Origin of the sequence: Planococcus chinensis (assembly GCF_020071995.1) — a bacterium.
Taxonomy (GTDB): Bacteria; Bacillota; Bacilli; order Bacillales_A; family Planococcaceae; genus Planococcus; species Planococcus chinensis_A.
Genome location: NZ_JABWTK010000008.1, coordinates 52,004 through 77,263 on the forward strand (window position 1 = coordinate 52,004; position 25,260 = coordinate 77,263).

At 47.5% G+C, this 25,260-nt stretch carries 29 protein-coding genes; 1 reads left to right on the top strand and 28 read right to left on the bottom strand.

What is annotated here, in order from left to right:
- Window positions 1-12: 12 nt before the first annotated feature.
- The 10 genes from HU147_RS13665 to HU147_RS13710 all read right to left on the bottom strand — a co-directional run bounded on the left by HU147_RS13665 (window position 13) and on the right by HU147_RS13710 (window position 9,497).
- A complete protein-coding gene (locus HU147_RS13665) occupies window positions 13-183 on the bottom strand; it encodes a YpmA family protein (RefSeq protein ID WP_224076774.1) in 171 nt (56 codons plus the stop codon).
- A 95-nt stretch (window positions 184-278) separates the two neighbouring features.
- Window positions 279-3,041 carry an ATP-dependent DNA helicase DinG gene (dinG, locus tag HU147_RS13670; protein WP_224076775.1) on the bottom strand — a complete coding sequence of 921 codons (2,763 nt, stop codon included), beginning with the start codon at window positions 3,039-3,041 and terminating at the stop codon, window positions 279-281.
- A gap of 207 nt (window positions 3,042-3,248) precedes the next feature.
- Window positions 3,249-3,632: an aspartate 1-decarboxylase gene (panD, locus tag HU147_RS13675; protein ID WP_224076776.1), complete on the bottom strand. Its 384-nt coding sequence runs from the start codon at window positions 3,630-3,632 to the stop codon at window positions 3,249-3,251.
- A 3-nt stretch (window positions 3,633-3,635) separates the two neighbouring features.
- Window positions 3,636-4,472, bottom strand: coding sequence for a pantoate--beta-alanine ligase (gene panC / locus HU147_RS13680; RefSeq protein ID WP_224076777.1), 837 nt, complete (start codon window positions 4,470-4,472; stop codon window positions 3,636-3,638).
- 227 nt (window positions 4,473-4,699) lie between these two features.
- A complete protein-coding gene (locus HU147_RS13685; RefSeq protein ID WP_224076778.1) occupies window positions 4,700-5,683 on the bottom strand; it encodes a biotin--[acetyl-CoA-carboxylase] ligase in 984 nt (327 codons plus the stop codon).
- Window positions 5,661-6,794: a CCA tRNA nucleotidyltransferase gene (locus HU147_RS13690; RefSeq protein ID WP_224076779.1), complete on the bottom strand. Its 1,134-nt coding sequence runs from the start codon at window positions 6,792-6,794 to the stop codon at window positions 5,661-5,663. Before HU147_RS13690 ends, HU147_RS13685 begins: the two co-directional genes overlap by 23 nt.
- Window positions 6,791-7,933 carry an N-acetyl-alpha-D-glucosaminyl L-malate synthase BshA gene (gene bshA / locus HU147_RS13695; protein WP_224076780.1) on the bottom strand — a complete coding sequence of 381 codons (1,143 nt, stop codon included), beginning with the start codon at window positions 7,931-7,933 and terminating at the stop codon, window positions 6,791-6,793. The genes HU147_RS13690 and bshA overlap by 4 nt, the downstream gene beginning before the upstream one ends.
- 10 nt (window positions 7,934-7,943) lie before the next feature.
- The gene (gene mgsA, locus HU147_RS13700; protein WP_224076781.1) at window positions 7,944-8,348 is read right to left on the bottom strand and encodes a methylglyoxal synthase; all 405 of its coding nucleotides are present in this window, start codon (window positions 8,346-8,348) and stop codon (window positions 7,944-7,946) included.
- Between the two features lie 13 nt (window positions 8,349-8,361).
- Window positions 8,362-9,162, bottom strand: a complete 801-nt coding sequence (gene dapB / locus HU147_RS13705; protein WP_224076782.1) for a 4-hydroxy-tetrahydrodipicolinate reductase — start codon at window positions 9,160-9,162, stop codon at window positions 8,362-8,364.
- Window positions 9,159-9,497, bottom strand: a complete 339-nt coding sequence (locus HU147_RS13710; RefSeq protein WP_224076783.1) for a nucleotide pyrophosphohydrolase — start codon at window positions 9,495-9,497, stop codon at window positions 9,159-9,161. Before HU147_RS13710 ends, dapB begins: the two co-directional genes overlap by 4 nt.
- Before the next feature lie 114 nt (window positions 9,498-9,611).
- Between HU147_RS13710 and HU147_RS13715 the strand changes: the two genes are divergently transcribed.
- The gene (locus HU147_RS13715) at window positions 9,612-10,478 is read left to right on the top strand and encodes a YitT family protein (protein ID WP_224076784.1); all 867 of its coding nucleotides are present in this window, start codon (window positions 9,612-9,614) and stop codon (window positions 10,476-10,478) included.
- 146 nt (window positions 10,479-10,624) lie between these two features.
- Here the strand turns inward: HU147_RS13715 and HU147_RS13720 are convergent, their stop codons facing one another.
- From HU147_RS13720 to mtrB, 18 genes are all read right to left on the bottom strand, one after another.
- Window positions 10,625-11,299: a zinc metallopeptidase gene (locus tag HU147_RS13720; protein WP_224076785.1), complete on the bottom strand. Its 675-nt coding sequence runs from the start codon at window positions 11,297-11,299 to the stop codon at window positions 10,625-10,627.
- Window positions 11,300-11,351: 52 nt separating this feature from the next.
- Complete coding sequence (locus HU147_RS13725) at window positions 11,352-11,963, bottom strand: DUF1405 domain-containing protein (protein ID WP_224076786.1); 612 nt, start codon at window positions 11,961-11,963, stop codon at window positions 11,352-11,354.
- A 58-nt stretch (window positions 11,964-12,021) separates the two neighbouring features.
- Entirely contained in the window at window positions 12,022-12,807 is a 786-nt protein-coding gene (locus HU147_RS13730; RefSeq protein WP_224076787.1) for a menaquinol-cytochrome c reductase cytochrome b/c subunit, read from the bottom strand.
- A gap of 36 nt (window positions 12,808-12,843) precedes the next feature.
- A complete protein-coding gene (gene qcrB, locus HU147_RS13735; RefSeq protein WP_036801924.1) occupies window positions 12,844-13,518 on the bottom strand; it encodes a menaquinol-cytochrome c reductase cytochrome b subunit in 675 nt (224 codons plus the stop codon).
- Window positions 13,519-13,539: 21 nt separating this feature from the next.
- Window positions 13,540-14,043 (bottom strand): ubiquinol-cytochrome c reductase iron-sulfur subunit, encoded by a 504-nt coding sequence (locus tag HU147_RS13740; RefSeq protein ID WP_224076788.1) that lies wholly within the window; start codon window positions 14,041-14,043, stop codon window positions 13,540-13,542.
- A 141-nt stretch (window positions 14,044-14,184) separates the two neighbouring features.
- Window positions 14,185-14,646, bottom strand: coding sequence for a YpiF family protein (locus tag HU147_RS13745; protein ID WP_224076789.1), 462 nt, complete (start codon window positions 14,644-14,646; stop codon window positions 14,185-14,187).
- Window positions 14,643-15,206 carry a ReoY family proteolytic degradation factor gene (locus HU147_RS13750; RefSeq protein ID WP_224076790.1) on the bottom strand — a complete coding sequence of 188 codons (564 nt, stop codon included), beginning with the start codon at window positions 15,204-15,206 and terminating at the stop codon, window positions 14,643-14,645. Before HU147_RS13750 ends, HU147_RS13745 begins: the two co-directional genes overlap by 4 nt.
- 14 nt (window positions 15,207-15,220) lie before the next feature.
- Window positions 15,221-16,474: a tetratricopeptide repeat protein gene (locus tag HU147_RS13755; protein WP_224076791.1), complete on the bottom strand. Its 1,254-nt coding sequence runs from the start codon at window positions 16,472-16,474 to the stop codon at window positions 15,221-15,223.
- 85 nt (window positions 16,475-16,559) lie between these two features.
- A complete protein-coding gene (gene aroA / locus HU147_RS13760; protein WP_224076792.1) occupies window positions 16,560-17,843 on the bottom strand; it encodes a 3-phosphoshikimate 1-carboxyvinyltransferase in 1,284 nt (427 codons plus the stop codon).
- A 15-nt stretch (window positions 17,844-17,858) separates the two neighbouring features.
- Window positions 17,859-18,947, bottom strand: a complete 1,089-nt coding sequence (locus tag HU147_RS13765; protein WP_224076793.1) for a prephenate dehydrogenase — start codon at window positions 18,945-18,947, stop codon at window positions 17,859-17,861.
- Entirely contained in the window at window positions 18,944-19,327 is a 384-nt protein-coding gene (aroH, locus tag HU147_RS13770; RefSeq protein WP_224076794.1) for a chorismate mutase, read from the bottom strand. Before aroH ends, HU147_RS13765 begins: the two co-directional genes overlap by 4 nt.
- Entirely contained in the window at window positions 19,324-20,400 is a 1,077-nt protein-coding gene (aroB, locus tag HU147_RS13775) for a 3-dehydroquinate synthase (protein ID WP_224076795.1), read from the bottom strand. Before aroB ends, aroH begins: the two co-directional genes overlap by 4 nt.
- 2 nt (window positions 20,401-20,402) lie before the next feature.
- The gene (aroC, locus tag HU147_RS13780; protein ID WP_224076796.1) at window positions 20,403-21,575 is read right to left on the bottom strand and encodes a chorismate synthase; all 1,173 of its coding nucleotides are present in this window, start codon (window positions 21,573-21,575) and stop codon (window positions 20,403-20,405) included.
- 369 nt (window positions 21,576-21,944) lie between these two features.
- The gene (gene ndk, locus HU147_RS13785) at window positions 21,945-22,391 is read right to left on the bottom strand and encodes a nucleoside-diphosphate kinase (RefSeq protein WP_036801903.1); all 447 of its coding nucleotides are present in this window, start codon (window positions 22,389-22,391) and stop codon (window positions 21,945-21,947) included.
- Window positions 22,392-22,476: 85 nt separating this feature from the next.
- Window positions 22,477-23,442: a heptaprenyl diphosphate synthase component II gene (gene hepT, locus HU147_RS13790; RefSeq protein ID WP_224076895.1), complete on the bottom strand. Its 966-nt coding sequence runs from the start codon at window positions 23,440-23,442 to the stop codon at window positions 22,477-22,479.
- Between the two features lie 26 nt (window positions 23,443-23,468).
- Window positions 23,469-24,173, bottom strand: a complete 705-nt coding sequence (locus tag HU147_RS13795) for a demethylmenaquinone methyltransferase (RefSeq protein ID WP_224076797.1) — start codon at window positions 24,171-24,173, stop codon at window positions 23,469-23,471.
- A 5-nt stretch (window positions 24,174-24,178) separates the two neighbouring features.
- The gene (locus HU147_RS13800; RefSeq protein ID WP_224076798.1) at window positions 24,179-24,955 is read right to left on the bottom strand and encodes a heptaprenyl diphosphate synthase component 1; all 777 of its coding nucleotides are present in this window, start codon (window positions 24,953-24,955) and stop codon (window positions 24,179-24,181) included.
- A gap of 77 nt (window positions 24,956-25,032) precedes the next feature.
- Entirely contained in the window at window positions 25,033-25,254 is a 222-nt protein-coding gene (gene mtrB / locus HU147_RS13805; RefSeq protein ID WP_036801894.1) for a trp RNA-binding attenuation protein MtrB, read from the bottom strand.
- Window positions 25,255-25,260 lie beyond the last annotated feature (6 nt).

Below are 25,260 nucleotides of genomic sequence, written 5' to 3' on the forward strand. Positions count from 1 at the left end.
TCATTTCATCACCTAAGTCTTATAGATTGTGAAGACCGCTTTTTCCGGATCTTCCTTATCCAGCGCCAAACCGAACATGAGGTTATTATGCTTTAATGTACGGTTTAAAGCGTCCACCACCTTGTACAGATCTGGACTGTATTGAACATTGACAGTGGATAGCACTTCAATTTTAGATTCCATGGCTGCGCCCTTCCCTTCGTTTAATCGCCCGTCCGTTTGCACGGCAGGGCCAGTTCATCCGGCCGGAAATTCTTTGCCGGATGCCGTCCGCTTTATCACTGCTTATTATACCAATCTTCAATATCCGTTACCATCTTTTCTAAGGACACTTTCGACACTTTCACTTTCGGCAAAGCGTTTAAAAATTCCACGCCGTACGATTTCGTCTCGATTCTCCGGTCCAGCACGATAAACAAGCCCTGATCATTTTTGGAACGGATCAAGCGGCCGAATCCTTGACGCAGGCGAAGCACGGCTTCCGGCAGCGCGTAATGAAGAAACGGATTCACGCCTTCTCTCGCAATGACTTCCGATCTCGCCTTGAAAATCGGTTCATCCGGCGAGGTGAACGGCAACCGCACGACTACGACAGCCCGCAGCGCATCACCTGGAACGTCGACGCCTTCCCAAAAGCTATTGGTTCCGAACAATACGGATTTCTGGAACCGTTGGAACGATTTCAACAGCCTCATGCGGCTGCCGGACGAAATACCTTGGGCAAACAGCATGTATTCATCCAGCAAACCGGTATCCTGGATCAAATCGACCGTCTTTCTCAGCATATCCTGTGAAGTGAACAGCACGAAACAGCGGCCTTCCGTGACCAGTACAGTTTGTATGACGGCATCCGCTACCGCTTCAATATAATCGCTTTGCGAAACTTGCTGGATATCCGGCATGTCCTCGACAATAAACACACGGGCCCCGCGGTAAAATTCTTTCGGCGGTTCAAATTTGGTGATTGGCACATGGTTCGGAACGCCGAGCTGGCTGACGATAAAGCGTTCGTTTGACGGCACACTCATCGTACCCGAAAGCCAAATGATTGCTTTGTCTCCACGGACAGGCGCAATCACTTTCTGAATAATCGAAGTAACTTCAAACGGCTGCTTGTAAAGCGACAGGCTCGTCGGCAGGCTCCGCAAGTCGCCTTCGATCCAGCTGACCTCATCTTCCAGCGGGAAGACAAAAATCTCGCTGAATTCGACAGCCTTCACCATCAGTTCTTCCGTCCAGTAACGCCAGTCCGCAATGACCAGTTTATCCTGAATGGATGTTTCCGTCAGACGCTCCGCTTTTTGCAGCACCAATTGGGAAAGGTCGATCCATTCGTTCAAAAATCTCAGCATATCCATGAAACGCGTCTTGTCGTAAGGCAATTCACTGAGTAAGGACGCACATTTTTTGTGGCGGCTACCTCTGAATTTCGCCAAAAACTCGGCCGTCAGCATCGACGCCAGTTCATCAAACAACGAAACGAATTTTATGAACAGCGATTCGAGTTTCAGCAGTTCCGGTACGGTCGAAAACCCTGTTTTTTCAGCCGATTTATACAATTGGGCGAATAATTGCTGGTCGTCAAATGTGCCCAACTGGCCAAATACGTATTTCCACTGCGTATACACAAAAGTTTTTTCATGCTGCGACACAGCAGCTTGCACCACTTGATGCGCTTCGTCCCATATAAAAGCATCGACGTCTGCTAAAATCGATGAATTCGACAACCGCTGGTTCAGCAAAAACGAATGGTTGGTGACAATGACATGCGCATGCTTTGTACGTTCCAGTGCAAATTCGTAAAAATCATAGGCTTTCTCATCCCGCGACAATCTGCGCAAATGCGACCGGCGGATTTTGTCCAGTACAAACTGGCCGCCGCTTGAGGCATTGACTTCGTTCAAATCGCCGGTTTCAGTGGAAGTCAGCCAAATCAGCACTTGCATGATGGTGAAGGTTTCGTCGTAGGATTCATCTTCGCCCTGCAGCAGTTCAGCAAAGCGGGACAAATCGATATAATGGCTTAAACCTTTCACCAAAGCAATCCGGACGGGCGCACCGATCAGCTGTTCGACAATCTTGCCTTCTTTTTGGACAAGCTGATCCTGCAAATGTGTCGTGTAGGTACTGATCAGCACTTGCTTTCCTGTTTCAATGGCATGGTTGACTGCCGGCAGCAAATAAGCAATGGTCTTACCCATTCCCGTGGACGCTTCAATCACGCGCTCTTCTCTGCCTGCCAGCGCTTTTTGGATGGATGCCATCATATCAAACTGGCTTTGGCGCCGTTCAAACTGAGGAAATACAGTCTGCAGCCGCTCTTCCCAATCAAACATGGCCGTATAGCCGGCTGCTGAATCGCCTGTTGCCAGTTTTCGGCGCTTAAGCGGCAAACCGTTGAAGCGGGCAAAATCATCTCCTTGGGCACTGCGTTTTTGCTGGGTCAACTCAAAAAACAACCGCGACAAATCCGATTTCAACTGGAATGAGCGTTTGTGCAGCTGCGTTAGCGTATCGTAAGGCAAACTGCCCATATCCGCTTTTGCCCGAAGGAAAAGATGCGCTGTCGCGAGTGCGTCATCATCGGCCCGGTGTGCACTTTCAAGAGGGATGCCAAGTTCTGATGTGATGTCCTGCAATTTATAGCTAAAAGCAGTGGGGTACATCAGGCGGGCCATTTCAACCGTGTCCATCGTCAAGCCGTGCCATTTTGGCAGACCGCTGCGTATCAATTCGGCCTGCAGGAACGGCAAATCGAAATTGGTGTTATGGGCCACAAAAATCGCACCCTGTAATTTTTCGGAAATTTCCGCTGCATGGGCTGCGAAGGGTTTGGCGTCAGCCACGTCCGCATCGGCAATATTCGTCAAATCCTGGATAAACGCCGGAATTTTCCGCTCCGGGTTAATAAATTCACTGTATGTATCTATAATTTCATCATTTTCAATCGTTACAATCGCTATTTGAATGATCCGGTCACCTTTTGCAGGGGAATGGCCTGTAGTTTCAATATCGACAACGACATATTTTTGGGTGTTCATCACAAGCCTTCTTTCTCGGGTGATTCTGTCATTAGAAATTGTAACATATCCAGCCATTTTCCGTCTTACAGCCCGAACATAAATCTCTTTCATTCTCATGACAATTGCCACAAAAATTCTATATTAACCCTCCCTCTCTTCTTTCAGAGCCATTCGTAAATCGCGCTTTCCCCAACAAAAAAGCCTCCAGAAGAGGAGGCCAAGGAATTACATAATGGTTGCTTCAGGTTCGTAATGGATGATTTCACGGACACGGTTGTTTTTATCCATGATCGCGACCGTCGGCTTATGGTCACGGGCATTTTCATCCATGACGTAGCCGTATGTCAAAATAATGACGATGTCTCCTTTTTGCACCAAGCGGGCTGCTGCGCCGTTGACACAAATCACTCCACTGCCGCGTTCTCCGGCAATGATATAGGTTTCAAAACGCGCCCCGTTATTGTTATTGACCACATGGACTTTTTCGTTTGGAAGCATACCGACCTGGTCCAGCAGATCCTGGTCGATCGTGATGCTGCCGACATAGTTTAAATCGGCTTGCGTCACAGTCGCCCGGTGAATTTTAGAGTTGAGCATCATTCGCAACATGGTTTAGTTCCCCTTTACATGAAAGATTAAATTATCAATTAAACGCGCTTTTTCAAACTGAACGGCAATCGCCAGAATGGCTTCACTCTCGATTTCTTTGGTCAACGCCGGATAACTGAGCAGCTCGATGTAATCGATTCTGCCCGAAATGCGGCCGTCCAAATATTGCCGCACAACCGATACCGCATCTCTACCTTCTATTGCTGCTTGTTTTCCGAGTTGCAGCGCTTGCTGCAAGAGCGGTGCTTCCTGGCGCTCCGCTTCGCTCAAATAGACATTTCGGGAACTTTTGGCCAAGCCGTCCTCTTCCCGCACCGTTTCGCCCCGGCATATCGAAAGCGGAAAATTATAATCTTCTACCATGGACTCTATAATCGCCAGCTGCTGGGCGTCTTTTTGGCCGAAATAAGCGCGGTCCGCTTCCGTCAGGTGAAACAATTTTGCCACCACTTTCAAGACGCCGTCAAAATGGCCCGGCCGGTTAGCTCCGCATAATACATCTGCAAGAGTTCCTGCTGAAATGGAAATTTGAGATTCCCGCGGATACATTTCTTCTGCCGACGGGGCAAAAATCACGTCGGTTCCCGCTTGTTCCGCTAAACGCTGGTCGCGTTCCAAGTCTCTCGGATACCGGTCAAAATCTTCATTGGGGCCAAACTGAGCCGGGTTGACGAAAATGCTCATCACCACACGGTCGTTTTCCGCTTTCGCTTTGTTGACGAGTGAAATATGGCCTTCGTGCAAAAAGCCCATCGTCGGTACAAGGCCGATCGTTTCCCCGGAACCTTTGGTTTCTTTCACCCAGGCTTTTAATTCCTGGATTGTTTCAATCGTACGCAATATTCTTTCTCTCCTCCCGGGAAGAAAACCATATAAAAAGCCTTCCGTCAAAAATAGACAGAAGGACAGAAAATTCGAATTCGGTTTCCTCCGTCCCTGTCATGTAGTAGATCAAGGCAGACATCATCGTATAAATTTTTCAAGATCAAACAGTTAACCGGTGCAGTTCATATGCGATACTGCCCGCTAAAAACACTATAGCAGAAATTCTAAAAAAACAAAATGATTCAATTCGTCATTTCAATGTCGGCGGAATAAATGCCGTGGAGCTTGCCATCAGGGGTCCGCAACTGCAGCACGCCGTCCTCGGTGATGCCTTCTGCCATGCCTTCGAGCGTCTCTTTTGCCATACGGGCGCGCACCGGACGGCCGATGGTTGAGGAATAGCTTTCCCACATCAATTTGAGCATCCCAAAACCCTCTGAAATATACAGATCACTATACTGCTCAAGATGATAGAGAATTGAAGACACCAGTTGTTTGCGGTCCACATCTTCCCCGCCTTCCATTTTCAGCGAAGTGGCGATGTCCTGCACTTCGGGATCAAAGTCTTCCAAGGATTGGTTGACATTCAACCCGATGCCGATGATCAACGCCTGGATGCCGTCAGCGTCTGATTGCAGCTCCGTCAAAATGCCGGTGCATTTTTTGCCGTCCAGCAAAATATCGTTCGGCCATTTGATTTCCGGTTTTAGTCCGGTTACTTGTTCGATTGCACGCACGACTGCCACGGCCGTCACCAGCGTAAACTGAGGCGCTTTTTGCGGAACCACATCGGGGCGGAGGATGACGCTCATCCAAATGCCTTTGTTCGCTGCGGAATGCCACTTGCGCGCCAATCTTCCGCGACCGGCCGTCTGCTCTTCGGTAAGCACCACCGTGCCGTCCGGCGCATCTTCCTGCGCCAATTGATGGGCCACGATTTGAGTGGACGGACAGGACTCAAGAAAATGCATGTTCTGGCCCAGGCGCCTGGTTTCCAGCAAGGCTTGGATGTCCGTAGGTTCCAGCGTATCCGGAAGCGCCGACAAAATATAGCCTTTCTTTTTCACCGATTCAATCCGGTATCCCTGTTCTTCCAGTTCTTTTATGTGTTTCCAGACAGCGGTCCGGGAAATGCCGAATTCATCCGCCAGCTGCTGGCCGGAAAGTGCGGTTCCGTGCGCTTCAATCAAGCGTTGTGCCAATTTACGAGTCACTGTGATATTCATTGAGAAACCAGTCCTTTATGCTTTCTTTATCATTTTCCAGCTTACCGAATACAATGTTTTGCTCCAAGGCTTCAATCCATTTCTTCAGCCATGGTCCTTGTTTCTTGCCGCTCCATTCCATCAAGTCTGCACCGTTTGCGGCAATATCCGATTTGGTCCCGATGGAGAGCGCTGCTTTCCGGCTTGCAATATCCACTTTCTTACCGGCAAGCATTGCCGCAATTTCCAGCTGTTCGGCTGAAAACTGATAGTAAGTCCAATCGTCCCATTCTGCCAAGCCTGCAGCTTTCAGTGACTGTTCAATGAGCTTCCGTTCTTCATTGGAAAATTTATAGGCGTGAATGTCTTGGAATTCCGCCTTTTCCCGGTACAGCATATAGGCCCAGCCGCCTGCAGGGAGTCCAGTCGGTTCATATAACGACCAATCCGTTTCAAATAAAGCACCTGCCGGCAACTTCCGGCTCAAGCCCGACTTTTGTAAATAGCCCATGCTGCGGGCGGTATGTCCTTGAACCATGATTTTATCGATTTCGTTTTTCAGCCGCTCCACCGCAATGGACCGGATTCCTTCTGCTTGCTGCTGGATGGACCGCAAAGTCTCTCCATCAATTTGAAAGTCCAGCTGTCCGGAAAACCGGATGGCCCGCAGCATGCGCAAGGCATCTTCCTGAAACCGCTCGTCCGGATTTCCGACTGCCCGGATCAAGCGTTTTTCCAGATCTGTTCTTCCGCCAAACGGATCGATGACTGCCTGTGTTTTATCCAATGCCATGGCATTGACAGTGAAATCACGCCGCTTCAAATCCTCTTCCAGCGACTGGACAAATTCAACCGTATCCGGCCGGCGCTTATCGGAATAAGTGCCTTCTGTCCGGAACGTGGTGACTTCAATCCCTTCGCCGTCAAGCATCACCAGCACGGTGCCGTGGTCAATCCCGGTATCAATGGTGCGGGAGAAGAAGCTTTTCACTTGCCACGGGGCGGCATTTGTCGCCACATCAATGTCATGGGGCGTTTTGCCCAGCAGCAAATCGCGCACTGCCCCGCCGACAATATACGCTTCGAATCCGTTTTGTTCCAGCATTTCAATTACTTTCAAAGCCGTTTTCATTGGCCTTGGCCTCTGTCGAGTAATCGCTCATAGACAGCTTCGTATTGTTCCAGTATTTTAAGCGAATAAAAATGCTGCTTGACTGTTTCCAATGACCCGTTGCTCAAGGCTTTGTGATGTTTTGCGTCTGTCAAAATTCCGATGGCTTGAGAGGCGGCACCTTCAACGTCTCCCAGTTCCACCAAATAACCGTTCTTGCCGGATTCGATAATTTCCGGAATGCCGCCTATATTCGTACCGATGCAAGGCACGCCGCATGCCATGGCTTCAAGCAGCACAAGGCCAAACGCTTCTTTTTCGCTCATCAACAGTTTAACGTCGCTGATGTTATACAGTTCCGACAGATTGTCCCGCTTTCCGAGGAACAAGACATGCTGTTCAAGCCCTAACTCTTTGACTTGCTGAACGGTGCGCCCCATTTCAGGACCGTCGCCGACAAGCAGCAATTTGGAAGGCACATGTTTTTGCACACGCAGAAAAGTTTCAATCACATCGGGCACCCGCTTGACGTTCCGGAAATTGGAAACGTGGATAAGCACTTTGTCTTCTTCATCGATGCCGAGATCCTGTTTCAAGCTGCCGGGATTCGCCATTTTGTATTCGCGTTCGTCGACGAAATTGTAAATGGTTTCAATCGTTTTATCGGGTTTGATCATGTCATACGTCTGGTCGCGCAGCGAATTTGACACCGCCGTCACAACATCGGATTTTTCAATGCCGTACTTGATCGCTTCTTTTAATGAAGAATCCGATCCGAGCACGGTGATGTCCGTGCCGTGCAAAGTGGTTACTATGCCAATGTCGGACCCTGCCATATCACGCCCTAAAATCGCACAAACGGCATGGGGGATTGCGTAATGCACATGCATCAGATCGAGTTGTTCGTTTTTGATCACTTCCGCTATTTTCGTTGCCAAGGCTATGTCATATGGAGCATATTGAAACACCGAATAGCTGTTGACATCCACTTGGTGGCTAAAAATGTTCGGATACAGGCGGTTCAGGCGAAAAGGCGTGCTGGATGTGATGAAATGGACTTCGTGCCCTTTCTCTGCCAGCATTTTGCCCAGTTCCGTCGCGATGATTCCGGATCCTCCCACCGTTGGATAACAAGTGATGCCTATTTTCATTTTCCGCAAAGCGGTCACCTTACTTTCTGTCTTTACTAATTAAGCGCCAATCGATAAATCCTTCTTTTAGTCCTTTTAGCAGCACTTCGGCTGTCCCCATATTCGTTGCCAACGGCACGCCGTACACATCACACAGGCGGATCAAAGCCGACACATCCGGTTCGTGTGGCTGCGCAGTCAAAGGATCCCGGAAGAAAATGACCATATCCATCTCATTCTTCGCAATCATTGCACCGATTTGCTGATCCCCGCCTAACGGACCCGATTGGAAGCGGATAACTTCGAGTCCGGTGCCGTCAATGACGCGCTGCCCTGTGGTGCCTGTCGCGTAAAGAGTATGTTCAGATAAAATTGGTTTATAAGCCGTAACAAACTGGATCAAATCATCTTTTTTCCGGTCGTGAGCGATTAAAGCGATTTTCATGTCAGTATCCCCTTTACCCGATAATGTGTTCAAGTCCGTAGATCAGTTCTTCTGTTTCCATAACGGTGTTAATGGATAGCACAACTCCCGACATAAACGAACCCCGGTTAAATGAGTCGTGGCGAATTGTCAGCAGCTGGCCTTCGCCGCCAAGCAGAACTTGCTGGTGGGCGACAAGGCCGGGCAGGCGGACACTGTGGATGCGCATGCCATCATAATTGGCGCCTCTTGCGCCTGGCAAAGTTTCTTTTTCCCTTACATGCCCTTGTTCATGGACCGGCCGGTGGGAAGAAATCAAATGCGCCGTCTTCATCGCCGTACCGGACGGAGCATCCAGTTTCTGGTCGTGGTGCATTTCAATGATTTCAACATCCGGCAAGTACTTAGCTGCCTGCTCGGCAAATTTCATCATCAGCACCGCACCGACTGCAAAGTTCGGAGCGATGATGCAGCCCACTTTTGTTTCTTTCGCCAATTGAGTCAGTTCTTCAAGCTCTTCATCCGAAAAGCCGGTTGTGCCCACAACAGGACGGATTTTTAAATCCAGTGCAGTTTTGGTATGGTTGTAAACCGATTCCGGAGATGTTAAATCCACCAGAACATCCGGACGTGTTTGTGCATGTAATTTTTCTAGATCGGTAAAGACAGGGACCGCATAATCTTCCGGAAACAAACCGGTTTCCGCCAATGTCGCTCCAATTTCTTTATAGTCCAAAGCAGCCACTAATTCCATGTCCGAATTTTTCATAACTGTATGTACGGCTTCCTGCCCCATTTTTCCTCTTGCCCCTGCAATTGCCACTCGAATTGTCATTCTGCCTCTTCCTTTCTGGTCCAGCGATTTTTATCTCTCGTGTTGAATTTATCCATCACACGGTCATGGGCATGCGCCAAATCAATGTCCAGTGAATTTGCCATGCAAATCAAAACAAATAGTAAATCACCCATTTCAGCTTCAATCGTATTGGCATCTTCAGTTGCTTTCTTTTTCTTCGGCCCGTATTCGTGCATCACTTCACGCGATAATTCCCCGAGTTCTTCCGTCAGCCGCGCCAAGAGTTCCATCGGGGTGAAATAGCCTTCTTTGAATTGGCCAATATAAGCATCCACTTCCTGCTGCAGCTGTTTCATCGTTTTATCTCCGTTCATATCATCACACTCCTCATTTCATCGTAAAGAAAACTGGGGATGTTGTCAAAATCAATCTTTTAGCTGATAATACAGAAGTTGAGTTTCACTTTATGGATAGGGGATGAACGACCGATGAAAGATCTGCAATTGAAAAATGTGTTATTCATATTGCTGGGGGCGGCCATTTACAGTTTTGGCTTTGTCCACTTCAATATTCAAAATGAATTGGGTGAAGGCGGGTTCGCAGGGATTACACTGATCTTATTCTTCCTATTTAATTGGGATCCCGCTTTAATGAACTTGCTTCTAAACATTCCGCTGTTTTTTATCGGCTGGAAGCTGCTCGGCAGAAAAGTTTTCCTTTATACGATTATCGGAACCGTGGCCGTTTCGGTTTTCCTGAAAGTTTTTCTGGTCTACGAAATCCAGATCAATTTGCATGAAGATTTGTTTTTGGCTACGCTGTTTGCCGGTGTTTTTGTCGGTGTCGGGCTCGGCATCATTTTCCGCTACGGCGGAACAACCGGCGGCGTGGACATCATTGCCCGCCTCGTCCAGAAATACAGCGGCTGGAGCATGGGGAAAACGATGTTCTTGTTTGACGCTTGCGTGATTGTGTTGTCCCGTCTGACATTCCTCGACAACCGCACGATGATGTACACGCTCGTCGCCGTATTTGTCGGCGCACGTGTTATTGATTTCGTACAGGAAGGCGCTTATTCAGGGCGCGGCGCCATGATCATCTCGAATTCCCAGGAAGAAATCGCCAGCCGCATTGCGAAAGAGATGGACCGGGGCATCACGATCCTTCGCGGCTATGGTCATTTCACGAAAGAAGAACGGGAAGTGCTGTACTGCGTTGTCGCAAAAAACGAAATTGTCCGCCTAAAGAATATCATCAATAGCGTCGACCCGCACGCATTCGTTTCCTTGATGGAAGTCCACGACGTGATGGGCGAAGGCTTTACGCTCGATGACCAGAAGCAGCCGATCGGCTGATGACAAAAGAGACTTCCCGGTGAGCCCGTTATTACAGGCGTAACTGGGAAGTCTCTTTTGTTTTGCCAATCATGCCTTAGCTATGCCAACAAAAAAAGATTGCCCTTCATCACATCTCAGTGAGGTTCAGGGCAATCTCTTTTTAGTTACGAGCGGTTCATGCTTGTGTAGATCAACAACAAGCGGGCAAGCTCTAGTACGGCAACAGCAGTTGCTGCGACATACGTCATGGCAGCTGCGCTCAATACTTTTTTCGCATGGCGTTCTTCTTCATTGCGGATAATATTATTTGACAGCAATTGGTCCATTGCGCGGCTCGAAGCGTTAAACTCCACCGGCAACGTAATCAACTGGAACAGAACCCCTGCAGCCAAAAGAATAATACCGACCAATAAAGCGCCGCTCCAAGAAGAAAACAAGCCAATCATGATAAAGATCCATGACATATTCGATGAAATATTGACGACTGGCACCAGGCGATGGCGCAAGCGAAGAAATGAATAATCTTCCGCGTCCTGAATCGCGTGGCCGACTTCGTGCGCCGCTACGGCAGTACCGGCAACCGATGCATCGTGGTAGTTATGGCTGCTCAGCGCCACCGTTTTAGTCAACGGATTGTAATGATCGCTTAGCATGCCGCGGCTTTCCACTACTTTTACATCGTTCAAGCCATTTTTATCTAGAATAATGCGTGCAACTTGCGCTCCGGCAATACCGGATGTTGAACGGACTTTGGAATATTTGCCGTATGTTCGCTTTAATTTAAATTGAGCCCACATAGGAATAATCAGCAAAAGGATGAAATAGACAATAAAACTCATCTGGTTAACACACCTCTCTTTTTTGCTTCTACCTATATTTTACTAGCTTTGGTCAGCTATGGTCAACTGATACGCCATGAAGCTTGTTCATATGGACAACAACGTAAGAAAATGCAATACAGGCAATCGACAGCCAGAAAGTGAAGTAGCCGATCTGGGCGGTGTAGGCATCCAGGCTGCCATAGATCGGCATTTGGCCGAATACGTAATCGATGACATCATTGTGCAAAGTCCAGACGGCCGTAGCGGCAGCAGCCAACCAGCCGAAGCGGTAATGATCGATATACAGCACCGCCTGCATCGCCATTGCAAAATGGGAGACGACAAGCATCCAACCCATCCAGCCGATAGAGCCGGTTTCTGCCAGCGTCAGCAAATTCATCACGACAGCCCATAACCCGTATTTGATCAAGGTGACAAACGCCAGTGCTTCAAAAATGGAACTTCTTTTGCCGATTAGCCATAAGCCCAGGACAATCGTAAAAAATAAACTGGCTGTGGGGCTGTCGGGAACGAATATTAAAAATTTCGGTTCGGTTATTTTCAATTGCCAGCCATACCATATGTATCCATAAATCGTTCCGCCTAAATTTATCAGAAATACCAGGAGCAGGAACGGCCGGAACATCAGCCAGGCGGAAATCTTCTGTACAAAAGAAATCATCACAATCTTCCCTTCAGATAGCAAAAAAGAGCCGGTTTCCCGGCTCTTTCTAAAACTTTTATTCTTCTCCGCCCAGTCCTGCGATGAATTCAGTCATGACCTTAAGGTCTTCTTCTGAACCTTCCCAAGATGGTGGCATTACTTGCTGTCCGTCTTTTTCAATACCGTTTACAGCGATGTTTGCAATTTCTTCAGCGCTAAGCCCGGTACCCGTAAGAGCCGGTCCAACAGCACCTTCTAAATTGTCGCCGTGGCAACTGATACACGCGGCGCCTGAGTAAATTTCATACCCCGGGTCAGCCGTATCAATTTCAACTTCTTCAACGATTTTCCCTTGCGCTTCAGCAGCTTCCCAGTCATGGTTCGCTACAGATTCCCATGTTAGGAAAACGATTGAAGCCACTGCAAGAAGCATAAAGCCTGTAGGAAGCGGACGTTTTGAAGGTCGGCGTTCTGGACCTGGATCCAAGAATGGAGCAAGTGCCAAGGCGCCAAATGCAAGACCTGGAATAACGATTGCTCCGATTACGTTAAACGGTCCGGATGCAAATTGATATTTAAGCAATTGATATAAGAATAAGAAATACCAGTCTGGCAGTGGAATATAGCCTGTATCTGTCGGATCTGCCTTACCTTCTAGTGGTGAAGGATGGGCGACAGTCAATAGCAAGAAACCAATCAAGAAGACCGCACCAATCATCCATTCTTTCAAAAGGAAGTTTGGCCAGAAAGCTTCTGTCTTGCCAGGATATTCGGAGTAATCTTTGGGGATGTTCGGTTTACGATGCTGCAAACCTGGTACACGTGAATCCCCAACGAATTTCATCCCTTTTCCGCGATGCATAGTGTCCCCTCCTTAATAAATCCTTGTGGCCGCGAATTATAGCGGGCCGGAAATACCTTGTCTTCTGATCATGATAAAGTGCGCTGCAAGCAACCCAAGCAAAGCAGCTGGTAAGAAGAATACATGAATTGCGAAGAAACGTGTCAAAGTCTGTGCACCAAGGATTGTTGAATCCCCTGCAAGCAGAATTTTGATTGATTCACCGATAACCGGTACAGAAGCGGCAATTTCAATACCAACTTTTGTCGCAAACAATGCTTTCATGTCCCATGGAAGCAAGTAACCTGTGAAACTCAATCCAAGAATTACACCAAATAGCATAACTCCGACGATCCAGTTCAATTCACGAGGTTTCTTATAAGAACCTGTGAAGAATACACGTAGTGTATGAAGGAAAATCATTACAACTACAAGTGAAGCTCCCCAGTGGTGCATCCCACGCACAATTTCTCCAAAAGCAACTTCGTTTTGAAGATAATAAACCGATTCCCAAGCATTTTCAATATCGGGTACATAATACATGGTTAAGAACATACCGGATAAGATCTGGATTACTGTGATGAAGAATGTTAATCCTCCGAAACAATAAACGAATGCTGAAAAGTGGTGTGCGGGGTTTACGTGTTCCGGTACTTCATGGTCAGCAATATCACGCCAGATTGGCGTAATATCCAAACGCTCATCAACCCAATCATATAACTTGTTTAGCACTGGTGTCGTACCCCCTAACTATTAAACTATTGTGTTTGTTTGTACTGCTCCGATAGCCAAGAAGCCATCTCTTTCTTCCACTTGATACTCATCAAGCGGTCCAAGAGGCGGTGTTCCTGCGATGTTCTGACCATTCTTTTCATAACGGCCAGCGTGGCACGGACAGAAGAATTGGTTCGGGTGTTCCGGGTCAGCAGCCCAGTTCACTGTGCATCCTAAGTGTTTGCAGACTGGTGAAAGAGCGACATTTTTGTCTCCTTCTTTGTAAACCCAAGCTGAACTTGTTACTTCAGATGTATACCAAGCATCCACTTGCTCGTAAGCGAAGTCGACGCGTACTGGTTCTTCAGTTAAATCAGCAACTGCTTGGTCGGTCAAAATGTAATCTCCAGCATCGTGCTGCTGAAGAACCGGATCAACCGCGAAACGAACCATTGGCATCAGCATTCCAGCTGCCATGAATCCGCCTACACCAGTTAAAGTGTAGCCTAAAAATTGACGTCGTGATACACGATTATTACTCATCCTTTTCCCCCCTCTAACATTCAAGGTCAGTCCGATGGACATACTCAATTCAAATATAATTACTAGGACAACCTAATGATATATCAATCAAATGTTAAGGTCAATATCGCAGTGAAGCGATTATGACAGTTTGTGAACATTTCATGAATGCTGTGACCACTCTGTAATAAATAGTGGAAGCACTTGCCGCAGCTGGTCTTCCATGACCGATTGCTTGAACGATTGGTCCATGCTTTCCGTTGGAATTGCCGGCAGCCACAGCACATTCTTGACTTCTTCAAGAGACCGCCATTCAGTATCCGTCGTCAAATAAAAGACATGCTTGAACGCCGTTGGATCCAGCTCGGCAGCTAGTTCAGCCCCCAGCCTTGCACGGTCTGCACCTTTCGCATACGAAACGGGCGGGAATAATAATATGCGGCCTTTAAATTGTTTTTCCAATAGATTTGCCAGCGATTGCAGGTAATCCGAAGAACTGGCACTCGATTTCATTGTAGCCGGATTCAAATCCAGCTGGACCAGCGGAATAACAGCCGTATCCACATATTCTTTCTGCTGCAAGTATTGATCTATTTCTTTCCCCAAAAAATGCATGGTATTCATTCACTCTCCGTTTTCTTTAAAGTCTTAATGGATTGAAGCAGTGCGGATAGCTCGAAGAATTTCTCGCGGTCATTCGCATCGAGGGCTTCATCTATTTGTTTCAATAACGTATCTTCCTGGAAAACAGTCATGCTTTCATTCAATAATTTCTCGGCTATCACCCGGTCTTCATCGGTAATCGTTGCATGCTTAGGCATGTAAGGATTTTCTTCAAGCACCGATAAGTATAAAGCGGAAGGCGGCATGTTCGGGAAGTTCAATTGAACAAACAAGTCTTCATCCGGATTAAGGCGCAGATCATGAAACGACTTTTCCGCATCTGCTGTCATCAAATTGCCTTTATAGAAGCGGAATGGAATTTCCTTCGATTCGGTTGAGGACATGACCATGGCACGCGGGCAATAATGCGCTTCTTCAACAAAATGAGTTTTATCGAGAAGGTCTTCATTGCTCAACATATAGTTGAGAATCCAGATGCACTCTCTTCTTTTCATCTTGTGTGTCTGCAAAAACCAACGGACAAACTGCTTTTTTTCTCCAATTGAAATATAAGCGGTCATGAAAATTCCTCCTTTCACTCAAACGATTGTTGCCAGTCAAACCAATCCGGGTTTTCCGGCTCCAACACTTGAAGTTCTTTAATGATTTCGAGGGCTTTCTCCCTATTCCCTTCCTCAATCAAAAATCTTGCGTATTTTTCAAGGAAATTCGAATCGTCGCGGAAAGCCGGATAGGCTTTTTCGAAATAAACTGCCGCTTTTTGGAATTGTTCGGTCCGCTCGTATGCTTCGGCGATCATGGGATAAATTCCTGCCCAGTCGTCTTCATTGGCGACAACGCTTTCCGCCAGTTCCAGCAGATCTTCGTCCATTTCTTCCGCATGGAAATAAGAAACCAGTGTATAGATGGCCTCCATATACTCAGGGTCCAAAGCAATTGCCTGCCTTAACTGGTCGACTCCTTCTTGTGCCTTGCCAAGTTTCAATGCCAGTTTTCCGGCAAACAAATAAAGTTCTTTGTCGAACTCATCCCGCGTGATGCCTTCCAAGATTGCGGAATAGGCGGCTTCGTAATCCTCGGCCATGTTCAGGCTTTGGGCACGGAGCAGGTAGGCCGAGAAATAATCCGGGTCGATCTCGATCAATTCATTTAATCTGCGGACGGCCAGTTCATATTGGCGAGTCTGGAATGCTGCGAAAGCAGCACCGTACAATACGTCCGGCTGTATTTGGTCTTTCAGCACTTCCTCGTAATAAGGCAGCGCTTCTTCATAAGCTGCGCCTGCACTATAGACTTCTGCCAGCCGTTCAGAAAGGTTGACTCCTTCGATCACGACTTGCTGTTCCTTTAAATCCTGATAAATTTTAGCGGATTCCAAATAGCGGCCAGAGTCAAGCAGCAGCTCCGCTTTCGCCTGATACAGCAGCGGCTCATCCGGCAGCAGCTCTATCGCTTCGTTTAAGCGGCTTTCTGCAGCTTCCAGAAGGCCTTGCAGCTGGAACAGGTCCGCCAGTGTGACGAGCACCTGAGGGTATAATTCGTCGCCTTTCGGGATTTCCATCAAGGTATTAAGCGCTTCATCTTCCCGGTCCACCTCGATCAGCAGATTGGCGCGGTCGACTTTCAGCTGGGATTCTTCGGGAAATACATACTGTAGATGCTCCAGGACTTTGATCGCTTCTTCCACATAGCCGATATCCGCCAGCCACTCGGATAAATCGTATTGCTCATCCGGATCGCCGTTCAATAAATACGGTTCCAGTAAGGCATTGACGGAATCTGGATCGCCTTGCTCCACTGCTTTTTGAATGTCTTTAATGCTTGTCATGCTATCACCTATTCTTTCAGTTTCATACTTCCATCCTACACGAAAGTGTGTTCGAATCATAACAAAAAACCCCCCATTCGGGGAGCTAATTGATCAACGAATTCATCTGTTCGACAAAATTTGGAAAGGATACGGCGATGCAGTCGGGGTCGTCGATATGCACTTCTCCGGTTGCCGCCAATGCTGCAACCGCGGCCATCATGCCCAACCGGTGGTCTCCGTATGTTTTCATGTCCGCGCCGGTTAATGGCGTCGGCCCGTTGATGATCATGCCGTCTTCAGTGGCCGTGATGTCCGCGCCCATTTTGGACAGTTCTGCTACAACAGCAGCAATTCTGTCTGTTTCTTTTACGCGCAGCTCTTCGGCATCTTTAATGACCGTAGTGCCATGCGCTTGAGTCGCAACCAGGGCGATCAACGGAATTTCATCAATCAATCTCGGAATCAGGTCTCCGCCGATTTCGATGCCGTTCAATTTGGAAGAACGGATGGTCAAGTCGGCTGATGGCTCCCCTTCGACCGCTCTTTCCTTCAAATCGAAATCGGCGCCCATTTGTTCAATGACGTCTAGGATCCCCGTGCGGGTCGGATTGCTTCCGACATTGGTCAAAACCACTTCACTTTGCCCGGTAATCAATGCAGCGCCAATCATAAACGCCGCAGAAGAAATATCACCCGGCACCTGGACATGGGCTGCCGTCAGTTTTTGGCCGCCTTCGAGTTCTATGGAACCATTCTTTCTCGTAATCACTGCACCAAAATGTTCAAGCATGATTTCCGTATGGTCACGGGTCGCTACCGGTTCAGTGATCACTGTTTTGCCTTCCGCTTTTAACGCTGCCAGCAAAATCGCAGATTTCACTTGGGCGCTCGCAACCGGCAAGGTGTAATTGATGGCCGAAAGTTTGGTGCCTTGGACTGCGAGCGGCGTAAATTGCCCGTCCTGCCGTCCCCGGATATCCGCCCCCATCTCTCGCAGCGGATTGATGATGCGTTTCATTGGGCGCTTGGCGATCGATTCATCGCCTGCCATCACCGAGTGGAACGAAGTGCCTGCAAGCAGTCCGAGCATGAGACGGGTAGTGGTTCCCGAATTTCCGGTATCGAGCACTTCAGACGGTTCTTGCCAGGATGCTTCGCCGCCGCTCGTAATCGTCACGGTTTTCCCGTCCAGTTCGATGTCGACGCCCAATTTCCGGAAACAACTGATTGTGCTCAAGCAGTCATCGCCAAGCAAAAATCCTTCTACTGTTGTTGTTCCGCTTGCCATCGAACCGAACATGATTGCCCGGTGCGAAATGGATTTATCTCCCGGCACTTGAATTGTCCCTTTTAGCGAAGGGTTTGAATAAGATAAAGTCAAAGTCATGACATGGCCTTCCTTTCAGGAAATATACGTATCGTACGCTGTTCTTTTGCTGATGCATTCTTTTGCCCGCTCACGGTCTTCCGGCGTCTGGAAACTGATGACCAAAATTCCGAAAACATCTTCACGGGTTTCCAAAATGCGCAGATTGACAATGCTGATTTGCTCTTCAGCCAAGTAGCCGGTCAATTCGGAAATGCTTCCGGGAACATCCGGGATGTCGATGTATAAATCGTAGACGCTGTACATCGCCCCGTGGCCTGCAATCGGCAGTTCATCCCGCACCGATTTGGCGCGTTGGAAATACTCCTGGATCGGTTCCGGTTCGTTCCGGACCAACAAGTCCCGGAGCTGTTCCATTTCATCCATCCAGTTGCTCAATTGCTGGACAATCATGCCATTGTTCTGCGTGGTAATATCCCGCCACATTTCGGGATTGGAAGAGGCAATCCGCGTGATATCGCGGAAACCGCCGGCTGCCAGCTGGCGCGCAAATGGATACTCTTCTTCTTTGGCCAATTGGTGGACGAGCGACGCCGCAATTAGATGCGGAAAATGGCTGACAATGGCCGTCATATAATCATGCTCATCCGCTTTCAGCACTTCGACTTTCGCTTTTGTCACCGACAAAAGCTCCTTTAAAAAAGCGATGCTTTCTTCGCTGGTGTTCTCCAATGGCGTCAAAATATAGAAGGCATTTTCAAACAGCACTTCTTTCGCCGCTTCAACACCGCTTTTATGCGAACCCACCATCGGATGTCCGCCAATAAAAGTGCGGCCCAGTCCTTTGGCAGACTCCATGATCTGGTGTTTTGTGCTGCCGGTATCTGTTAAGATGACCTCTTTCTTTAAATCCCAAAACTTGCTTTGCTCCATTAACTTGATCGTTGTGCCGACCGGAGTGGCAAAAACAATGACATCCGCTTCTGCGGCTGCCCTTTCAAGAGATGGAGGCGAGCTATGTATGATTCCCATTTTAAAAGCTTTTCTGGCTGTATGCGGGTCCGCGTCATAGCCGGCTACATGCACACCCTCGTGCCGTTGCAGTGCCTTTGCCAAGGACCCGCCAATCAAGCCAAGCCCGATAATCAGCACTTGAGCGTTCATAGCATCTGCGCCTCATTGTTCCGAACCAGGTCCGGGCGCAGTTTTACAGCATCATTTAAATAGATATGCTGAATTTCCTTTTGGGCTACACTGGTATTGACATGCATCATCACACGGATGCAAAGCGGCAAACTGCCGGGCACATCCATTTCGTGCGTGCACATGACCGGCACATATGTCCAATTCTCAAGTGTCCGCACTGCTTTTGCCGGAAAAGCAGAAGCGATGTCTGTAGTCGTCGAGATGATAACCGATGCCACGTCATCCGGTTCGATCCCGTTTTCTTTTGCCATTTCTAAAACAAGCCGGCTTGTTTCCCGCAAAATTTCTTCTGGCTGATCGGCTCCAACTGTAATAGCGCCTCTAACTCCTCGGATCATTTCAACATCCCTCCTATTTTTTCACGCAATCGTCCATATACCGTTTCCGCTTCCGCTTCATCAATCGTTTTCATATAGGGTTGTCCCGTTGTTTCCAGCAATACAAAATCCAACGAGCCTTTAGATGATTTTTTATCTTTTTTCATGAAGCCGACTACATCTTCAAATGAAATCTTCAAAATTCTCTCCAAGGGATATCCGTTCACTTGGCACCAAGAAAGGAATTCTTCCGTGCGGGGATGTGCAGATAGCGTTAAAGCATAAGCCATCCCTAAAGCGACGGCTTCCCCGTGGGTGATTTTCCCGTATCCAAGATGCGCTTCGACGGCGTGGGCCAGGGTATGGCCGAAGTTCAAATATTTTCTGACGCCGCCTTCAAATTCATCTTCTTCTACGATCGCAGCTTTTACTGCAATCCCCCGTTCCAAGTGAAGCATCCACTCTTCATCCGTTAGTTCATTAAACGACTGGATTTCCAGCAATTCACCTAACCACGCTTCATTGGAGATGAACGCATGCTTGATCACTTCCGCCATGCCGGAGCGTACTTCCTGCTCGGGCAATGTTTTCAGGAACTGGATATTGTAGAGCACTGCCGCCGGCTGGTAAAATGTGCCGATCATGTTTTTTCCAAGTTCATGGTTGATGGCCGTTTTGCCGCCGACTGCGCTGTCGTGTGCGAGAATCGTCGTTGGAATCTGGATATATGGAATGCCCCTCATGAATGTCGAGGCGACAAATCCAGCCACGTCTCCCGTCGCGCCTCCGCCGAATGCCAGTAAAAGCGATTTCCGGGAACAGCCTTCCTTCAACAAAAAGCTGTGGCAGTCCATAAATGTCTGAACGGATTTTGCCTGTTCACCCGATGGAATCAACAACACGCTGGCTTCATAAGGACGCATATGGGACAGCAGAGAGTCCAGATGAAGTTCCGCAACTTTCTCATCGGCTAAAATGACGATGCGGTCAGCAGAATCCAACAGTTCACGGTATGTATCCGAGAACAGCTTAAAAACGTCTTGTCCGATATGGACCATATACGGATGATCGGCTTCAACTCGAAGTGCTTTCATATTTAGAACTCCTTTGTGTAGTTTAAGTAGTTCTGCAGATTTTCTTTCAAGCGGGGCATCTGGTCTGCATCGAATTGTTCAAGCAAGGCATTCGCCACTTCCCACGCCACGACATGTTCAGCGACGATGGAAGCTGCCGGAACTGCACAGCTGTCTGAACGCTCGATGCTCGCCTGGAATGGTTCTTTCGATTCGATGTCCACACTTTGGAGCGGTTTGTACAAGGTCGGAATCGGTTTCATGACACCGCGGACGATAATCGGCATGCCGGTTGTCATTCCGCCTTCAAATCCGCCCAAGTTATTCGTTTTGCGCGTATAGCCAGTGCCTTCTGTCCACTGGATTTCATCGTGCACTTCGCTTCCCGGTCTTCTGGCCATTTCAAAACCAAGGCCGAACTCCACGCCTTTAAACGCGTTGATGCTCATGACAGCAGCCGCTATTTTTGCATCGAGTTTGCGGTCATAGTGGACATAACTGCCAATTCCAGCCGGCATCCCTTCGACGATCACTTCAACGGTTCCGCCGATCGAGTCGCCGTTCTTTTTCGTCTCATCGATCAAATCGGTCATTTGCTGCGTCACAGACGGATCTGCACAATAAACGGCATCGTTTTCTACAATTTCACGAATTTCTGCCGCTGATTTTCCAAGGTAGCTTTCCGGATTCACTTTAATGCCGCCTATTTCTGTTACATGGGCAACAATTTCCACACCCAGTTGCGACAGCAATTGTTTGGCTACGGCTCCAACAGCCACACGTACGGTTGTTTCCCGTGCAGAAGAGCGTTCCAGCACATTGCGAAGGTCACGGTGGCCATACTTCATCCCGCCGTTCAGGTCGGCATGTCCAGGACGGGGACGCGACAGCTGGCGTTTCACTTCATCTGTATCTTCAATCGGCTCAATGCCCATGATATTCGTCCAGTGTTTCCAGTCGTCGTTTTTCACCACTAACGCTACCGGTGAACCAAGCGTTTTGCCATGGCGCACGCCTGACACGATTTCAACTGTATCTTTCTCAATCTGCATTCTCCGGCCGCGTCCATGTCCGCCTTGCCGCCTTTTCAGTTCTTTGTTGATCATTTCTGCAGTCAACGGCAATTGTGCCGGCAACCCCTCAATTATGGCCGTCAATTGCGGACCGTGTGATTCTCCTGCTGTTAAATAACGCATGACACTTTCTCCCTTCAACGCACTAAAGTATTTATGTATCACTATAACATATAGTATTTCATCAATTCTATCCCAAATTCAGATAAAGTGAAACTTCAATCAATTGGGAATTTTAACCTTCATTGTTCTTTCATTGATTGCTCAAAGACTCAATAACTGTTATTGCGCAATAAAAAACTGCCCAAATAAATTGGGCAGTTGAGCAAGGAAACAAATATTTTTTATGTATGGCAGCTGAATCCGCATCAAAGGAGAAGATTCCCCGCCTCAGCCGGAAGCAAGGAAAGAAGCAGCACTTCTTTATTCCTTAACTTCACTCTATAAAAAAAGCCAAAATAAAAAAGCAGCTAGGCTGCTTTTTTGTCTGGATTAGTTTACCCAGTTGTTGATTGTTTTTTCGTATGATACCAATTCTTCTTCTTTGAAGAACAAGCCGATTTCGCGTTCAGCGCTTTCTGCTGAATCCGAACCGTGGATCATGTTTTTGCCGACAGTAACTGCGAAGTCGCCGCGGATTGTTCCTGGAGCTGCATCTTTAGGGTTTGTAGCGCCCATCATTTGACGTGCAGTCAAAATAACGTTTTCGCCTTCCCAAACCATTGCAAATACAGGACCTGAAGTGATGAAGTCAACCAATTCACCGAAGAATGGGCGTTCTTTGTGCTCGCCGTAATGCTCTTCAGCCAATTCAGTTGGAATTTGCATCAATTTAGCGCCTACCAAGTGGTAACCTTTTTTCTCAAAACGTGCTACGATTTCGCCGATTACGTTGCGTTGAACGCCGTCAGGTTTAACCATCAAGAAAGTTTTTTCCATTATGAACACTCCTCTATTAAAAGCTCGGGCTTTTCGCCCACCTTAAAAAATACTATCAGTTTGGTGCTATTTGTCAACCGGCATCTTAAAACTTTCTTTTGCCAATGAAAAACGCAATTTTGCGCATGGTTTTATTGGCCGGGCTTTTAGGCAAATAAGCGAGTTCTTGCAGCGCTTTTTGCAAATAGCGTTCGCTGATGGCTTTTGCTTCATCGATAGCCGGACTGTCACGGATTGTTTTGACAATGCCCAGTCGTTCAGACTCGGTCAGCTCTTTCCCTAAACTGTTTTTCAACAGACTGTACACTTCCGGATTTTTCCGGGCACATAAGATCGGCAAAGTAATATTGCCCTGGATGAAATCGCTGCCTGCCGGTTTTCCTAGTTCCTCGTCTGTCGACGTGAAATCCAGGATATCGTCGATAATCTGGAAAGACATGCCGATAAAATAACCGAATCTGCGCAGGTGGGCAGCGGTCTTTTCATCCGTTCCCGATACCAAAGCCCCCAGTTCACAGCTGCTCGAAATCAGCAAGGCGGTCTTGCGCTTAATGCGACGCAGATAATCCCGCAAATTCTGGTCCAGTTTGTATTTGTCTTCAATTTGGATGATTTCTCCCCGGCACACTTCAATCATCGTTTTTGAAAGAATATGATGCAATTTCGGGGAATCGATTTCGGAAATGTATTCCAATGCACGGGCTAAGATAAAATCACCCGTATACATGGCAACACTATTATTCCATTCCGCCTTCACTGTCGGCTTCCCTCTTCTGGTTTCAGAGTCATCAATGACATCATCGTGCACAAGCGACGCCATGTGAATCAGCTCTAAAGGCACGGCAACTTGTTTCATCACATCAATATTGTAATTGCCAAATTTGCCTGCAAGCAAAACAAAAACAGGTCGGATCCGTTTCCCTCCGGCCTGCAATAAATGAAGAGAAGCATCGTTTAAAAGGAGAGACTCGGAATCCACTGCCTGTTCTAATTCTTTTTCAATCATATCCAACTCCGGTTTAAGGTCGGAATAGAGCAATTTCAGCTTCACCTTTTCCACTTAACAACCTTCTCCCGCTATTTTACTTTTTTAATTCCTAAATGAAGCGCTGCTGCGCCTCCAGTATAAGGTTTGTACTTCACTTTTTCAAAACCGACTTGAGTAAACAGTTTCGCCAGTTGTTTCATGCCTGGGAAATCCTTTGCCGACTCCTGCAGCCATGAATATTCTTTATAGCTCTTCGCGAATAGCTTGCCGAATACCGGCATGATAAACCGGAAGTAAAAACGGAAAAACGGTTTGAACAATAAATTATTCGGCTGGGATGTTTCAAGGCACGCAATCATGCCGCCCGGTTTTAACACGCGATGCATTTCTGAAAGTACTTGGTAGTAATCGGGTACATTGCGAAGACCGAAACCAATTGTGGCAAAATCAAATGAATTGTCCGGGAATGGCAGAGACATGGCATTTCCTTGAATCATTTGAACTTGCGGCATATGTTTGGTTTTGTCGATTCCTACATTTAGCATATTCTGGCTGAAATCCAGTCCGACGACTTTGCCGTTTTCTCCAACAGCTTCAGCGAGGGCGATTGTCCAATCCCCTGTACCGCAGCAGATATCAATAGCAGCCGCGCCTTTAGGGACCTGCATTTTATCCATTGTGTCTTTGCGCCATTTATTGTGCTGCTGGAAACTGATTACTGAATTCATCTGGTCGTAATTGTCCGAAATTTTTTCAAAAACTTCATGTACGCGTTGTTCTTTCGTTTTTTGCATATCAGTCATCCTTCTCGGGTAAGCTGCTCAGCTCTATGCTGGTGCGGGGTTATTTGATGGAGCATAAAGTTCTTTAAGTCATAGTTGAAATTATAGGAATTGATGGTGAGCGAAATTTCGTCATGCAAGTAATCCAGTTTCTCCAGAAGCCACCGCTCTGTATGCAGCGGATGCTGAAGAGTTTCATTCAACGAACGGATGATTCGCGTTTCGCTGCCGCCTTGCAGACATTCCAGCTCATCTTTGTAGCGGATGTAACTGAGCATCAAAGTCGCCAAAGGCGTATATTTATCAAAACCGTAGAAATTATAGAATGTAGCCAATAATTCCGTTTCAATTTGCTGCACGGAACGATCAATCTCCGCGGTCGTCCGGTCTAAGCCGTCATGGAATGAGGCCTTCTTTTCACTCACTTTGATGATCGCTGTTGCCAAGCGCTGAATCATCGTAATGTTATTTAAGTTTGCCAGCATCTGATAATAAATGCCGCTGTAAAAATCGCCAGCCAATACAGTTAACTGCTGCTTCTTCGTTGCGGATGCATTTTCTTTGACTCGATCATGGGCATGAAGCGCAGCATAAACAATTGAAACCGTTTTTGCTGATGCCTCTATTTCACCCGACCAATGTTTTTCGTCAAAATAAGGCAACAGCAAAAAAAACAAACGTGCCCGTTCAACTGATGGACCTTCTGTGAATTTTTCGAGAGTCCGCTGTTTGACAGCTCTTAAGACATCGATTTCCATAGAAGTGATTTTCGAATGTATTAGTTGTTCATTCATCCTGCTTGCTCCATTCATGATTTAGCCATATTACCATAGTATACCATAAGCAAAGGCATGCCTTCATCCAATAACGCCTATTTTTTCGCTTCGCTTTCTACTATGCCATGGGCTGTTTGAATTTCTGCTTTGCCACGAATTTTCATAGCTGATGTATGTTCCGTAAACTGCGCAATCATTACTTCACCGGTATCCAGCTTTTCTGTATGGTGAAATTTCGTATCATTGCCGCGAGTTAAACCGATCACGTTGACGCCGTCTTCTAAAGCGCGAATCACGATATATTCTGTTTGTGCCATTTCTCC